We start from the raw sequence: 15,706 nt of genomic DNA, 5'->3' as shown, positions 1-15,706 counted from the left end.
TTATGCTAATGCATATTATTATTTTGGTAATTTGAAATTCCAAAGCCGCCTGTTCCTGTATTTTGCTGGATTTGGGATGAACCTTGAGCAGGTGCGAAGGAATTGATAATTTGGGTCATATCCTGCTCGGAGAACTGTGGTACTTGGTAGCTATGATGCTTATTTTGATAAATCGATAATTCATAAGCCATTTCGACACAGTTTGGAATAGAGTCGGCAAGAACGCGGCGTACAACTGGATTAGTTGTTTCACAAGCAGCCATCGTTTTAGCAGCTGCATTATTTTTGCAGGTTGACAGCAGGCAGCCAGCAACAATTTCCTCCGACATTTCCATTTCAGATTGAATCGGCTTTTTCGGTTGTGTTGGTGTTAAGCCGTAAATAAAATCGTTATTTTGTCTCATTTGATAGCTTTGCGTTTCCTGAGCAGGGTTTTGCCCAGATTTGAAGCAATCTAAGGTAATATTGTATTCATTTTGCGTGAATTGATATTGGCGATCAATTATATCGATCAGCTCAGGATCCTTCACATATTTCCGTAATAATGAATATTGATTAAGGGCTCCGATTGTCCCTGAAAGAACCGCATGTACATCCATTACCTCATGTCCGCCGTGATTCAATTGTGGCGGCACAGTCCCCGTGTGCATATTTATATGAGTTTGTCCTGGTTGTTGATTTTGCATATTATGTTTACTCCCTCCAACTGGTATTTTTCATACTCCATTAGTTTGGTTTCATCATAAAAAAATATTCGTTCATGTAACTGAATTGTAACTCGCCCACTATATGATAGCCTTACAGCAATGATTGATGCTAAGACGAACTAAAAATCCAAGGGGGAAGAGCCAATTGAAAGCAAGTTCCCGTAATCTGCTAATTATCAGTGTACTAGCCGTATTAATGATTTTCACCAGTGCCTGTAGCTCTAATAAGACTGGAAGTGATGCCAATGATTCGGATAAAGAAAAGGCCCCAATCAAGATTGGTGTTCTTGCATCATTAACAGGTGGATTGGAGTCATACGGAAAACAAACGCTAAGAGGCTTTGAATTAGGTCTTGATTATGCAACAGATGGAACAATGGAGGTTGCTGGACACAAAATTAAATTTATTACAGAAGATACTGAAACAAAACCAGAAGTAGCTGTACAAAAGGCTACGAAGCTTTTAGAAGAAGATAAGGTTGATTTTCTAGTCGGTTCATCAAGTTCAGGGGATACACTTGCTGTTCTCCCGCTTGCTGAAGAATATGAAAAAATTATGATTGTCGAACCTGCTGCCGCTGATAGCATTACTGGCTCGGAGTATAATCCATATATTTTCCGAACAGCCCGAAATTCTTCACAAGATGCAGTTGCAGGTGCTGCAGCTATTGCAAAAAAAGGTGTGAAAATTGCCACGCTTGCTCCTGACTACTCTTTTGGGCGTGATGGTGTAGCAGCGTTTAAAGAAGCGGCAGTCAAACTTGGCGCTGAAATTGTTCATGAAGAATATGCCGATCCAGCAGCAACTGATTTCACCTCTAATATCCAAAAAGTAATTGATGCTAAGCCAGATTACTTATTTGTTGTTTGGGCTGGTGCAAATTCTCCTTGGAATCAAATTGCGGATATGAAGGTTCAGGAAAAAGGGATTAAAATTTCAACTGGTGCTCCTGATATTGCTGCACTGGCGACAATGGAACCGTTAATTGGCATGGAAGGCTTCACTGTTTATTACCATGACCTGCCGAAAAATGATATCAACAAATGGCTTGTAGATGAGCATAAAAAACGCTTTGATGGTGATGTTCCTGATCTTTTCACACCAGGTGGAATGAGTGCAGCTATCTCTATCGTAGAAGCATTAAAGAAAACAGAGGGCAATACTGATTCTGATAAGTTGATTAAAACGATGGAGGGAATGAGTTTTGATACGCCTAAAGGTAAGATGACCTTCCGTGGTGAAGATCACCAGGCACTTCAAACATTATATGCTATCAAATTAGAAAAGAAAGAAGGCGTTCCTTACCCAGTGCCTGTGTTAATTCGTGAGTTATCACCTGACGAAACGGAACCACCAATTAGAAATAAATAACCTAGCCTATTCTATGCTGAATGAACTTCGGTCGCTTAAGCGTCCGAGGTTCATTGTCTATATCCGAAAAGGTGGTGAATGACTCTGGATACGATAATCGAAACGGATAATCTAACGATTACATTTGGTGGCCATACAGCGGTTGATGGTGTCAGCATTAAGGTAATGCAACATCAATTCAAATCTATCATCGGTCCAAATGGTGCTGGAAAAACGACGTTGTTTAACTTGTTAAGCGGACAACTCCAACCAACAAAGGGGAAAATTTATTATCAAGGTCAGGATATCACTAAGCTTTCTCCTACAGCAAGAACACGACTTGGTATCGGCCGTTCCTTTCAAATCACCAATGTGTTTCCGAACCTTACAGTACTGGAAAATGTTCGACTTGCTGTTCAATCACAGGGAAAAGTACGTTACAACATGTTTCAATCTTATAAAAAATTTCCCCATTTTGAAGAACAAGCACTACAATGGCTTGAATTGGTTTTGCTGTCAGAAAAAAAGGAAGCCATAGCCAGGAACTTGGCACATGGTGAAAAAAGGAAGCTGGAAATAGCGATGCTTCTCGCGTTAAATACGAAAGTACTGCTCCTTGATGAGCCAACTGCAGGAATGTCACTAGAAGAAGTACCTGCCATTTTGGCGGTCATCAAGAAAATAAAGGAACAGGGTAACAGAACAATCGTACTAATTGAGCACAAAATCGATATGATTATGGAACTATCTGACTCCGTTATGGTGTTATTCAATGGTCAGTTGCTAGCCGATGGAACCCCACAGGAAATTATTGAAAATGAAACAGTGCAATCAGCCTATTTAGGAGGTTTATACTCATGAGCGTCCTCTTAAAGCTTGAAGATGTAGAAACGTATATCGGACAATTTCATATCTTACAGGGTGTTTCCATTGAAGTGAAGCAAGGGGAAGTAACGGTTTTATTGGGGAGAAATGGCGCCGGGAAAACGACGACCCTTAGAACGATCATGGGCTTAAATGCTGCAAGAAATGGCTCTATATTATATAAAAATAAACCTATCAAAGCGTTGCCTACCTATGTAATAGCTCAAAAAGGGATTGGATATGTTCCAGAGGACCAAGGCATATTTGCGGAGCTTACTGTGGAAGAAAATATGAAGGTGGCGATGAGGCATGATAATGAGCAAACAAAAGAGCGCCTTTTTTCAATATTAGAGTTGTTTCCTGATTTAAAAAGATTTTGGAAAAAGCAAGGTGGGCTATTAAGTGGTGGTCAGAAGCAAATGCTGTCAATCGCCCGGGCCTATGTAAACGAAAATGATCTACTCCTCATTGATGAGCCAAGCAAGGGTTTGGCACCGATTGTTGTAGAAAAAGTAATGGAATCGATTATGCAAATTAAAGAAAAAACAACGATTATTCTTGTTGAGCAAAATTACATGATGGCAAGTGGTATTGGCGACCATTTTTATATTATCGATGATGGACGAACGGTACTAGACGGGAGAATGTCCCTACTAAAAGAAGATGAACAACTACGACGTAAATACCTCGGAATTGCCTAAGAAAGGAGGAAAAAGCAATGGAGGTATTAGTCAATCTTACCTTAAATGGATTAGCGACAGGGATGTTGGTTTTTTTACTGGCTGCAGGGTTAACGCTTATTTTTGGCCTAATGGATGTTCTAAATTTTGCTCATGGTGGTTTGTTTGCTTGGGGAGCGTACAGCGGAATTTGGATTTACGCTGAAACAGATAGTTTTCTGTTCGGCATTGTTGGCGCGATTTTAACAGGCTGTTTGCTTGGCATTATCACTGAAAAGTGGATTATCAAGCCGGTATACGGGAATCATGTCCAACAAATTTTGATTACACTCGGGTTGATGCTTGTCTTATCAGAGATGCTCAAGGTTGTTTGGGGACCAAATCAAATTTCTGCAGCCCCACCAGATTATTTGGCAGGAAGTTGGGAGGTTGGTGGAGTCGTCATTATCAAATATCGCTTATTTATTATCTTCATTGGGCTCTTAGTTTACGGGCTAGTCCAATATATGTTGAAACATACAAAGGTCGGTTTAGTGGTACGTGCCGGAGTGATGAACCGAGAAATGGTGCAGGCTTTAGGAATTAATATTAAGAGGGTGTTTATGCTTGTCTTTATGGCTGGAGCGGGTATGGCTGCATTAAGTGGTGTGTTGCTTGGGCCGTATTCCGGTGTGATACATGCTGATATGGGAATGGAGTTTGCCATCTTGGCCTTTATTGTCGTAGTAATCGGTGGCATGGGCAATTTCTCTGGTTCGATATTGGCAGCGCTTCTGGTTGGACTTTCCGGTTCGTTCATGGCTTATTATGTTCCAGACCTTGCGCTTGGTGCGAACATGTTACTGATGGCGGTTGTCTTAATTTTTAAACCACAAGGCTTGTTTGGAATGAGAGGATGATATTCAATGCAATGGATCCGCAATAATCGCTCAACCTGTCTACTCCTCTTATGTGGGATTGGCCTTTTCATTCTTCCGTTTATTTATGAATCACGAAGTCTCTTGATTCTATTAACTCAAGTGTTTATTTTTGCGATATTCGCGATGAGCTATGATTTGTTACTTGGTTACACTGGGATCGTCTCATTCGGGCATGCGATGTATTTCGGTATTGGTGCGTATTCAATGGGGATTATGATGAAGAAATTCGAACCAACCGAAATGTATTTGCTTCTTGCCGTTATTGTCACAATTGGATTATGTGCCTTGGTTAGCTGGATTGTCGGCTTATTATCACTCCGCTTAAAGAGCCATTTTTATGCCATGCTAACGCTAGCATTGTCCGGATTATTTTTGGTGGTTGCTGAAAAATGGCGCACATTAACCTTTGGTAATGACGGCTTTACGTTTCGTGTCCCCGAGCTGTTAAAGGATCGGACTGATTTTTACTTAATTTGTCTTATTGGCATGGTGGTTGCGTTCTTAATTTTGAAGCGATTTACCAACTCGCCGCTTGGAAGAGTATTGCAAGCGATTCGAGAAAATGAAAAAAGAACTGAGTCACTAGGGTTTCAAGTCATTCACTATAAGATCATTGCCAGTATCACATCAGGAATTTTAGCTGGTATAGCAGGTTGTTTATATGCCGTTTCACTTCGCTTTGTTAATACAAGTGTATTTACAATGGATATCACGCTTGATGCGCTTCTCATGACGATCATTGGTGGAGTAGGGACTTTAATTGGCGCAGTCATTGGTGCTGGATTGATTGAATTTGCCCATCATTGGCTGACCGAGCTGGCGAAAACGCATTGGATATTTGAGCGTTGGATTATCTTTTTTGGGATTATTTATATTCTGGTTGTGATGTTTTTCCCACTTGGAATTATTGGAACTTTGCGGTCACTAACTTTTAGGCGCACGAGACGCACTTCAACCAAATCACAGCAAAAACTGACCGGCTAATCGATTTTAATATGAATAGACAATCAAGTGAGGTGGGGCGTATGCCGATCGGAATTGTCAGTACAGGAATTTACTTGCCAAAACGAACGATGACGGCACAGCAAATCGCTGATAAAGCTGGAATTCCTGTAAATGTGGTAGTTGAAAAAATGGGCATTAAGCAAAAATTTGTGCCAGGTTTAGAGGATCATACGTGTGAAATGGGCATCCGTGCAGCAAAACGAGCGCTTGAAAAAGCGAGGATGGACCCCTTAGAGATTGATGTGATTATCTATATTGGTGAGGAGCATAAGGAATATCCGCTTTGGACTTCGGGAATCAAACTGCAGGAAGCTATCGGTGCGTTCAACGCGTGGGCCTTTGATATTGCCCTACGTTGCGGGACAACAATCATGGGGTTGAAACTTGCGAAATCGTTAATGAACGGTGATTCGGCCATTAAAACAGTGTTACTTGCAGGCGGATATCGCAATGTGGATTTTATCAATTATGAAAATAAGCGAACAAGATTTATGTTTAATCTCGGTGCAGGAGGCGGAGCGGTTTTATTGAAAAAAGGACATCGTTCCAATGTGGTACTCGAAACAGATGTAATGACAGATGGATCCTTTTCGGAGGATGTGGTTGTTCCTGTTGGAGGAACGAAGCGGCCGTTAACGCCGGAAAATTTAGATATGTACATGTTGGATGTTACTAATCCTGAGGGGATGAAACAGCGCCTTGAACAAAAATCAATGGCGAACTTTTTAAAGGTGATCCGGGCTTCTCTCCAAAAAAGTGGATATCAGGAATCTGATATTTCCTATGTTGCCCTGCTTCACATGAAGCGTTCTGCACATGAGTTTGTATTGAATGAACTGTCATTATCACTCGATCAATCAATCTATTTGGAGGACTATGGCCATATTGGTCAAATTGATCAAATTTTATCCTTGGAGTTGGCAGAAAAGGCAGGGAAAATAAACAGCGGTGATATTGTCGTTCTTGTTAGTGCGGGTATTGGCTATGCCTGGGGAGCAACGACGATTCGCTGGGGGGAAGGATGATGCATATTTGAAAACGATCACGCTAAAAACTGTTGAGTTGCCAAATGGAGAAACCATTGCTTATCGCAACCGGCCTGGAGGCGAAAAAACGCTTATATTGGTACACGGTAATATGACTTCCTCGAAGCACTGGGATTTAGTTTTAGAGAATATGGATGAATCCTTTACGCTGTATGCTATTGATTTGCGTGGGTTTGGTGAATCTAGTTACCATCAAAAAATCTTTACTTTGAAGGATTTTGCTGATGATATCAAGCATTGGGTTGACGCACTGGGGTTAAGCGACTTTTCGATGATGGGCTGGTCGACCGGGGGAGGTGTGGCGCTGCAATTTGCAATCGATAATCCTGGCTATGCTAATTCCCTTGTTTTACTCGAGTCTGTCTCCACTCGTGGCTATCCTTGCTATGGTATCAATGAACTGGGAATGCCAGATTTCAGGCAGCGCTTTACTACTTACGCCCAAATTAAAGCCGATGCTATTAGGGTCATTCCAACTCAGGCAGCATATGATCAAAAAAATCGTGAGTATCTAAAAGCTGTTTGGAATGCTGTCATCTATCATCATCATCAACCAGAGCCCTGGCGATACGAGGAATATGTTGATGATATGTTAACGCAGCGTAATTATGCCGAAGTCATTCATGCCCTTAATGTGTTTAATATAAGTGCTATTGAAAATGACGCAGCAAAGGGCACCAATCAGGCAAAAGAGATTAAGGTTCCAGTGCTCGTCTTACGGGGTGAGCATGACATGGTTGTATCTGCAAATATGACCCAGGAAATTATCGATGATCTTGGCGAAAACGCCAAATTCATAGAATTGAAGAATTGTGGACATTCACCGTTGGTTGATGATTTAGGGCAGTTGTTAGGGGTTATTACTGATTTTCTAAATATCTAACTGAATGGAGTGGTAAGGATGAGATTAACTGGAAAAGTGGCTATCATCACGGGGGCAGCAAACGGGCTTGGACTTGCAGCAGCAGAGATTTTTGCAAAAGAAGGTGCCAGTGTCGCGATTGCTGATTTCAATGAAGAGTTAGGTCAGGCAAGGGCCCAAGAACTGGCCGACCAAGGGCATCGAGTCGCCTTTTTCCAAGTAAATGTTGCCGAGCAAGACAGCGTAAATAACATGGTAAAAAACGTGCTCAATACTTTTGGGAAAATTGATATTTTAGTCAATAATGCCGGTATTACTAGAGATGCAATGTTGAAAAAAATGACATTGGAAAACTTTCAGAAGGTAATTGACGTCAACCTCACCGGCGTATTCCTCTGTACACATGCTGTTTTACCGACGATGCTTGAGCAAGGCAGTGGCAGAATCATCAATACCTCTTCTGTTTCGGGAGTATATGGAAATATTGGCCAAACAAACTATGCAGCTGCAAAGGCTGCGGTTGTAGGAATGACAAAAACTTGGGCGAAGGAGCTTGGGCGTAAAGGTATCAACGTAAATGCAGTCGCTCCAGGCTTCATTGAAACAAATATGACAGCAGCCGTTCCAGAAAAAGTACTAGATGCGATCAAGCAAACCATTCCACTGGGGCATTTAGGGAAGCCAGAGGACATCGCCAATGCGTATCTGTTTCTAGCTAGCAATGAATCAAAATATGTTAACGGTACGACTCTTCATGTAGATGGTGGAATTATGATGTAAACAGAAAGAATCGGGGGCCAAGGCCCCCGATTCTTAATTTATATACTCTCGCTATACTCTTCCATTAGGCTTACACACATTCCAAATCCGAAGATGACCATGGCGCTGATAAGAACTCCGATTCCGGCGGCTGATATTGCGTGGGAGTGAATGAAATCGCTTACAATCATTCCGAAAATAAAAAGAACTAAGCCAAGCATAATTCCCCAAGTTGCAAACATTCTAAAATTCCCCAATGTCCTTTTTGATTTGCTTACCATAGATTTATCAACCCCCTTGTACTGAATATTCTAACAATTGTAACAAATTTGTCAAATATTTTTCGTAAAAAATATTGAACTGTGTGAAATTACCAATATCCACTTTGTATAAATGAAAAAACAGCATCGGTACTGTCCCCGACGCTGCCCATGATCCATTTATTGTTTAGCCAACTCTTTCCTCAAGTTCAGCTTCTTTGCGATATTTTTTATGAAGTCCTTTAATGTAATAGAAGGCGACCAGAATTCCTAGCCAAATTGGTCCTACAATTAAGGCAATTCTTGTGTCTGGGAAATAAGCCATTAAACCAGCTACTAATAATAAGAATGCTAGTGAGAAATAAGAAGTAAGCGGATAAAGTGGCATTTTGTATTTCAAACCATTTACCTCTTCTTTGTTCAAGCTTTTGCGATAACGCATTTGTGATAATAAAATCATTGCCCAAGTCCAAATAGCGCCAAAAGTTGAAATTGCCGTAACCCAAGTAAATACTTTAGCTGGTACTAAATAATTGAGAACAACACCGATAAGTAGAGCACCAGCCGTAGCTAAAACGGCATAGCTTGGTACGCCATTTTTATTTAGTTTTCCATAGGCTGGTGGTGCTTCACCGTGTTCAGCTAAGTTGTACAGCATTCTGGCGGTGCTAAAAATTCCTCCGTTGCAAGAAGAAAGCGCAGCAGTTAATACGACAAAGTTGATAATTCCTGCTGCGGCCGGAATTCCCAGTTGATCAAAAGTTAATACGAACGGACTGCCTTTCACGCCAATTTCTGTCCAAGGATAAATTGACATGATGACGAATAATGCTCCAACATAGAAAATTAGGATTCTCCAGAACACCGAATCAATTGCTCGAGCGAGCGTTTTTTCTGGATTTTTCACTTCACCTGCAGTAATACCGATCATTTCGATACCCAAGAAAGCAAACATGACCATTTGTAATGACATTAATACCCCGGTGATTCCATTTGGCAACATACCCCCATGCTCCCAAATATTACGAATACCTGTGGCAATTCCCCCATTTCCAATTCCAAAAAATATCATCCCAAGACCTGATACAATCATGAAAATAATCGTGACAATTTTAATTAAAGCGAACCAAAACTCTAATTCTCCATAGGCTTTGACGGCCATGAAGTTCACAGAAGCCATGATAACTAGTGCAGCCAGAGCCCAAATCCAGCGAGGAACATCTGGGAACCAGTATTCCATATAGATTCCAGCGGCAGTTATTTCTGCCATGCAGGTTACTACCCATAAAAACCAGTAATTCCAACCTGTTATGTAGCCGGCCATTGGGCCCAAGTAATCGCGGGCATATTGGCTGAATGAGCCAGAAACGGGCTTCTGTATTGCCATTTCACCAAGTGCTCTCATAATGAAAAACATGATCATTCCTGCAAATGCGTAGCCAAAAATAATCCCTGGTCCGGCTAGTTTAATCGCAGATGCTGATCCGAGAAACAATCCTACACCAATTGCAGCTCCTAATGACATTAGAGTGATATGTCGTTGTTCCAAACCTCTTTGTAGCTGATTCTTGTTTGTATGATGATTTGACTCCATGTTCTCTCTCCCCCCACTCTTTTCAATAACAGATCATGCTAATAGTACCGTTTGTTGATAACGCTTACATAAAAACTGTATATGCCTTCCAACAAAGTCTTTACAACTTTGTGATATAAATTTAACATATTAGTGAACGAATGTTTTTGTGAAATAATAAAAATACTAAATTATTTTTTTGTAAATTTCTACAAATAAGTTTTTTATTTCACAAATCCTATAAACTCTAAGACATCTATGTTAGAAAGGCCTGATATGCATGACGATTATTGATCCGTTTCGAGCCAGTTTTGATAGTTTGGAAGACTTTGCTGATGTTGTTAGCGAAACATTGCAATGTCCGATCACCATCGAGGATGCAAATCATCGCCTTCTCGCCTACAGCGCACATGATGAAAGAACAGACCAAGCAAGGATTTCAACCATCATCGGGCGACGAGTACCTGAAAAGGTTATCAATAACCTTTGGAAGGAAGGTGTGATACCAACTTTACTAAATAGTCGAGAACCGGTACGTGTAAAAATGATGGGAGAAATCGGTCTAGGAGACCGTGTCGCTGTGTCAATTTGGAAAAATGAAGAAGTACTAGGCTTCATTTGGGCGTTGGAAATTGATAAAGTCATACAAGGCGAGGATTTGGAGTTATTAAAGAAGGCTGCTGCTGCAACTAAAAATAAATTATTGCAAATGCAGCATCGAAAAAATAAGAAAGAAGAACGGTTCCAGGAGTTCTTTTGGCAATTACTAACCGATCACATACCTTCAAATGAAGAAATTATTAATCAATTTCATTCTTTGCAAATTACTCCTCCAGCAAGGTTTGCAGTAGTTGTTTTTCAATTTAACCAGGAAATCTCAAGTGAACTTGAAAAGCAGATTGCTTATTTATTAAAAACGATCCAACAGCCGAACATTCTTTTATATACAATTGACCATTCTCAGCTTATTTTGTTTATTTCACCACAACAATCGGATAGACAAATTCACAACTTAAATCAATTCTGTGAGATAACTGTTGAAAAAATGAAAGAGCGTTACGGTGTCACTGCGATAGTTCCGGCATTTAGTGGAATCTACCATGCTTATCAAAGAATTGCTAAAGCCTATCGGGAGGCATTAACCGTACTTTCGATTAAGGATAAATTTCCGAACGATGCAAATGAGCTTCATAGTTATCAAAACTTAGGAGTCTATAAATATATTGATGTGTTGTTAGATAAAAATACTGAAGACCAATACGAAAATGAAGCACTACGAGTATTATATGAATATGATCAAAAATATCACTGTAATTTAGTCGAAACACTAGAAGTATTTTTGAACAAGGATAGTAACGTAAATGAAGCGGCAAAGGTTTTAAATGTCCACGTCAATACCCTGAATTATCGATTAAAACGGATTTCAGAGATTGCTGAAGTCAATCTAAAAGACACCAATCAAAAGTTTACACTCTATCTCGACCTGAAATTTAAACGGTTTCGTTGAATTGTGATAACCCCCTCTCAAACATCAATGTGCAATTTTGAACGTTTTGTGGAATTTAACAAAAACAGATATACTCTTTCTCAATTCTCGACAATGAAAATGATGTTTGAATCTTTTATTCTTAAATCACAGAAACATACAACAAGTTTTCTAAGGGGGAAATAAGAAATGATTATTGGTGTACCTAAGGAAATTAAAAATAATGAGAATCGCGTGGCGTTAACGCCGGCTGGAGTAGTATCCTTCATAAAGGCAGGTCATAAAGTATTCATCGAAACAGAGGCAGGTTTTGGAAGCGGTTTCACTAATGAAGATTATCAAATTGCTGGTGCTGAGATCATCGAATTAGCAGCTGACGTTTGGGAAAAATCTGACATGATTATGAAGGTTAAGGAGCCGTTAGAAAGTGAATATCAATATTTCCGTCCAGGGCTAATTTTATTTACTTATCTACATCTTGCTGCTGAACCATTTTTAGCTAAGGCGTTAAAGGAAAGTGGAGTTATTGCGATTGCATACGAAACAGTTGAAGTAAATCGTACACTTCCTTTATTAACGCCAATGAGCGAGGTAGCCGGTCGAATGGCTGCCCAAATCGGCGCACAGTTTTTACAAAAAACCAATGGTGGTCAGGGCATTTTACTAGCTGGTGTTCCAGGCGTAAACCGCGGCAAAGTGACGATCATTGGTGGTGGAATCGTTGGAACTAATGCAGCAAAAATGGCAATTGGTCTGGGTGCAGATGTAACGATTATTGACTTAAGCGCAGATCGTCTACGTCAGTTAGATGATATATTTGGTAATCAAATTATAACGTTAATGTCCAATCCATTTAACATTGCAGATGCTGTAAGAGAGGCAGACCTGGTCATAGGGGCAGTGTTAATTCCAGGAGCAAAAGCTCCAAAGCTTGTCACCGAAGAAATGGTGAAGACAATGAAGCCTGGTTCTGTGATCGTTGATGTTGCGATTGATCAGGGTGGAATCGTGGAAACAAGTGACCATGTAACAACCCATGATGATCCAACCTTCATGAAACACGGTGTTGTTCATTATTCTGTTGCGAATATGCCGGGGGCAGTACCAAGAACTTCCACAATTGCGTTAACAAATGTGACGGTTCCTTATGCACTTCAGATCGCTAACAAAGGGGTCTTAAATGCAATTCAAGACAATCCTGCTTTAAAGCTTGGCGTCAATGTAGCTAATGGGGAAATCACATACAAAGCGGTTGCTACAGACCTCTGTTATGATTATGTGACCGTGGAAACGGCTTTTGAAAAAGAGCTTGTCGCTAACTAAACTGAATAAAGTCCCTCAAGAAACAGCTTGAGGGACTTTTTATATCCAAAAATAATCCAATCAGTGGGAGGAGAGTCGTGATGCAGCTTAGTTATCGTGATACTTGGGCAGAGATTTCTTTGGAAGCGATTAAACATAATGTAACTCAATATAAGCGGTTTATTGGTACAAATGTTCAGCTAATGGCCGTGGTTAAAGCAGATGGATACGGTCACGGCGCGGTCGAGGTAGCGTGGGGGGCTATCGAATCCGGGGCAAATTACTTAGCCGTAGCTATTCTTGATGAAGCGCTTGAATTAAGGGAGGCTGGAATTACTGCGCCAATTTTAGTGCTGGGCTATACACCCAATCGTTCGATAAAAGCTGCGATAAACGCCGATATTGAATTAACGGTATTTTCTCGGGAAACACTTTCTGAAATCATCCATCAGGCTACAACTTTAGATAAAATGGTGTCGATTCATCTTAAAGTGGACACTGGAATGTCACGAATTGGTTTGCAAACGGCTGAAGAAGTACTGCAGCTGGCTCTAACAGCACAAAAATGTCGGCATGTTTTTGTAAAAGGTATATTTACTCATTTTGCTCATGCAGATAGTGCGGATTCAACTTATACATATAAACAATTTGAACGTTTCAATAATATTATATCTTTTTTGGAAAATCGCCAGCTTTATGTGCCATTAAAACACTGCTGTAATACCGCTGCCACGATGAATTATCCTGAAATGCATCTTGATATGGTTCGGGTCGGAATTGGTTTGTATGGATTGTATCCTGATTCTGCTCTGAAGTCGCACCAAATTAAACTTAAGCAAGCAATGACCTTAAATACGACGGTGGCGGCCTTAAAAAAGATTCCGTTAAAACAACCAATAAGCTATGGCTGTACAAAACTTGCAAGCGAAGGGAGTATGCTTGCTACCTTGCCGATTGGCTATGCTGATGGACTATCACGTTCACTCTCAAATAAGGGAGTATTTTTGTTGAAAGGAAAACGGGTGCTGGTTGCGGGTCGAGTTTGTATGGATCAAACGATGATTGAGGTACCGGAGTCTGTAAAGTGCACAGAGGGAGATATTGTCACGATTTTTGGCTATCATGAAGAAGTGTTTCAGTCTGTTGATGAAATTGCTATATTGATAGGAACAATTAATTACGAGGTGGTTTGTTTAATTGGAAAAAGAGTCCCACGCATTTATTTAGAAACCTGCAATTTGAAATCCATCAATATCTGTAATGGAAAATTGATAAAGACAGCATCTTTGCGCGTGTAACTCACCTGTAACTTTCCTCTTTTATGATAAGAGCATTAATAAAGAAGGAGAGATTACGATGGGGTGGGAAATGGACTGGATTAATAACAGAGCAAGATTGACTCCAGATCGGGTTGCGATTATTGATGCTGATCGAAACGATACCTATACCTATGCAGAGGTTAATGATAGAGCATGCACACTTGCCAACTGGTTTTTGAATCAAGGAGTCCAAAAGGGCGACCGAGTTGCACTGTTGTCCCCCAATCATTTAGCTTATTTTGACATACTGTTTGCTTGTGCCAAAATCGGCGCAATATTTGTTCCGTTAAATTGGCGATTATCAAATGAGGAATTACATTATATATTAGGTGATTGTACTCCAGTTTTGATTGGATACCATACCCAATTTTCAGGAAAAATCGGACAGCTTTCTCGAGACAATGACCGATTTTTTTGTATCGATACAGCGGAGTATACAGCAGTGTTTCATAATAAAAGCAATCTAGAGTTTGAAGCCATTCTCATCGAAGAAGATCCTTTGGCGATGATTTACACCGGGGGGACAACCGGTAAACCAAAAGGGGTTGTCCTCGCTCATCGATCAATTATGTATAACGCAATTAATACAGTATTAAGCTGGAATCTAAACGAAAGCGATTGCACATTGTCAAGCATGCCAATGTTTCACACCGGGGGACTTAATGTTTTATCTATTCCACTTTTATTTATTGGAGGAAGAGTGGTTATTACAGCAGCATTTGATCCGGTAAAATCTATTGAGTATCTTAATCGGTACAATTGTACGGTTGTGATTTTTGTGCCAACGATGTACCATATGATGTTTCAAACCGAAGAATTTAAGCTGAGCACATTTCCGTCGATTAGATTATTTCTTTCAGGTGGAGCCCCATGCCCGCTTGAGGTGTATGATATGTTCCAAAAGAAGGGGATTGCCTTTAAAGAGGGCTATGGTTTAACGGAAGCAGGTCCAAATAATTTTTATATAGAACCTAGTGTTGCTAACAATAAAAGAGGCTCAGTTGGCAAACCAATGCTTTTTAACATGGTTAAGCTAGTTACCGAGGATGGACGTGAAGCTGGTCCACATGAAGTGGGTGAAATTTTAATTAAGGGAAAACATGTCTTTCGCGAGTATTGGAATAATCCAGATGCGACAGCTGAAAGCTTGCAGGATGGCTGGTTGCATACAGGTGACTTAGGGCAAAAGGATGAAGAAGGATTTTTCTATATTGTAGGCCGTAAAAAAGATATGATTATTACCGGTGGTGAAAATGTCTATCCGCTTGAAATCGAGCATTGGCTTGAATCACACCCGGAAATTGACGAAGCGGCAGTAATTGGTCTCCCTGATCTAAAATGGGGCGAGGTGGTGACTGCATTCGTAGCAGTCACCAATCCAATCCTAAATCAAGTGGAGCTAGCAGCTTTTTGTCAACAAAAGCTGGGGAAATATAAAATCCCGCGTAAATTTATTTTTGTAGATGAACTGCCGAAGACCCATGTTGGAAAAATTGATAAAAAACGATTAAAAGAAATAGGACTCGAGGCAACAAAAGTAAATGAATCTCGTTGATCTGGAAGCTGCCGAGC

15 protein-coding genes are annotated in these 15,706 nt (G+C 40.4%); 12 read left to right on the top strand and 3 right to left on the bottom strand.

Annotation, left to right across the window (positions count from 1 at the left end; translation table 11 throughout):
- Positions 1-5 precede the first annotated feature (5 nt).
- On the bottom strand, positions 6-686 hold the full coding sequence (locus tag HHO41_RS11335; protein ID WP_169098597.1) for a spore coat protein: 681 nt from the start codon (positions 684-686) through the stop codon (positions 6-8).
- Between the two features lie 217 nt (positions 687-903).
- Between HHO41_RS11335 and HHO41_RS11330 the strand changes: the two genes are divergently transcribed.
- From HHO41_RS11330 to fabG, 8 genes are all read left to right on the top strand, one after another.
- Entirely contained in the window at positions 904-2,079 is a 1,176-nt protein-coding gene (locus HHO41_RS11330) for a substrate-binding domain-containing protein (RefSeq protein WP_248278434.1), read from the top strand.
- Positions 2,080-2,163: 84 nt separating this feature from the next.
- Positions 2,164-2,919, top strand: coding sequence for an ABC transporter ATP-binding protein (locus HHO41_RS11325; protein WP_169098664.1), 756 nt, complete (start codon positions 2,164-2,166; stop codon positions 2,917-2,919).
- Positions 2,916-3,623, top strand: a complete 708-nt coding sequence (locus tag HHO41_RS11320) for an ABC transporter ATP-binding protein (protein ID WP_169098593.1) — start codon at positions 2,916-2,918, stop codon at positions 3,621-3,623. The genes HHO41_RS11325 and HHO41_RS11320 overlap by 4 nt, the downstream gene beginning before the upstream one ends.
- Before the next feature lie 17 nt (positions 3,624-3,640).
- Positions 3,641-4,501: a branched-chain amino acid ABC transporter permease gene (locus HHO41_RS11315; RefSeq protein WP_169098591.1), complete on the top strand. Its 861-nt coding sequence runs from the start codon at positions 3,641-3,643 to the stop codon at positions 4,499-4,501.
- 6 nt (positions 4,502-4,507) lie between these two features.
- Complete coding sequence (locus HHO41_RS11310) at positions 4,508-5,506, top strand: branched-chain amino acid ABC transporter permease (protein WP_169098589.1); 999 nt, start codon at positions 4,508-4,510, stop codon at positions 5,504-5,506.
- Between the two features lie 41 nt (positions 5,507-5,547).
- A complete protein-coding gene (locus HHO41_RS11305) occupies positions 5,548-6,552 on the top strand; it encodes a 3-oxoacyl-ACP synthase (protein WP_169098587.1) in 1,005 nt (334 codons plus the stop codon).
- A gap of 7 nt (positions 6,553-6,559) precedes the next feature.
- Positions 6,560-7,456: an intracellular short-chain-length polyhydroxyalkanoate depolymerase gene (gene phaZ / locus HHO41_RS11300; RefSeq protein WP_248278429.1), complete on the top strand. Its 897-nt coding sequence runs from the start codon at positions 6,560-6,562 to the stop codon at positions 7,454-7,456.
- An 18-nt stretch (positions 7,457-7,474) separates the two neighbouring features.
- Positions 7,475-8,215 carry a 3-oxoacyl-ACP reductase FabG gene (fabG, locus tag HHO41_RS11295; protein WP_169098583.1) on the top strand — a complete coding sequence of 247 codons (741 nt, stop codon included), beginning with the start codon at positions 7,475-7,477 and terminating at the stop codon, positions 8,213-8,215.
- Positions 8,216-8,253: 38 nt separating this feature from the next.
- On the opposite strand, the gene HHO41_RS11290 is transcribed toward fabG, so the two are convergent.
- Positions 8,254-8,436: a hypothetical protein gene (locus tag HHO41_RS11290; RefSeq protein ID WP_169098581.1), complete on the bottom strand. Its 183-nt coding sequence runs from the start codon at positions 8,434-8,436 to the stop codon at positions 8,254-8,256.
- Positions 8,437-8,641: 205 nt separating this feature from the next.
- A complete protein-coding gene (locus HHO41_RS11285; protein ID WP_169098579.1) occupies positions 8,642-10,048 on the bottom strand; it encodes an amino acid permease in 1,407 nt (468 codons plus the stop codon).
- A gap of 523 nt (positions 10,049-10,571) precedes the next feature.
- Here HHO41_RS11285 and HHO41_RS11280 point away from each other — a divergent pair.
- The 4 genes from HHO41_RS11280 to HHO41_RS11265 all read left to right on the top strand — a co-directional run bounded on the left by HHO41_RS11280 (position 10,572) and on the right by HHO41_RS11265 (position 15,689).
- Complete coding sequence (locus tag HHO41_RS11280) at positions 10,572-11,534, top strand: PucR family transcriptional regulator (RefSeq protein ID WP_481747093.1); 963 nt, start codon at positions 10,572-10,574, stop codon at positions 11,532-11,534.
- Positions 11,535-11,702: 168 nt separating this feature from the next.
- A complete protein-coding gene (gene ald / locus HHO41_RS11275; protein WP_169098575.1) occupies positions 11,703-12,836 on the top strand; it encodes an alanine dehydrogenase in 1,134 nt (377 codons plus the stop codon).
- Between the two features lie 80 nt (positions 12,837-12,916).
- Positions 12,917-14,113 (top strand): alanine racemase, encoded by a 1,197-nt coding sequence (alr, locus tag HHO41_RS11270; RefSeq protein WP_211171128.1) that lies wholly within the window; start codon positions 12,917-12,919, stop codon positions 14,111-14,113.
- A gap of 58 nt (positions 14,114-14,171) precedes the next feature.
- Positions 14,172-15,689, top strand: a complete 1,518-nt coding sequence (locus HHO41_RS11265; protein WP_169098570.1) for an acyl-CoA synthetase — start codon at positions 14,172-14,174, stop codon at positions 15,687-15,689.
- Positions 15,690-15,706 lie beyond the last annotated feature (17 nt).

The sequence above is a fragment of the Bacillus sp. DNRA2 genome, assembly GCF_012843265.1.
Lineage (GTDB): Bacteria > Bacillota > Bacilli > Bacillales > Cytobacillaceae > Bacillus_BU.
This window is presented reverse-complemented; position numbering and strand designations above follow the sequence as displayed.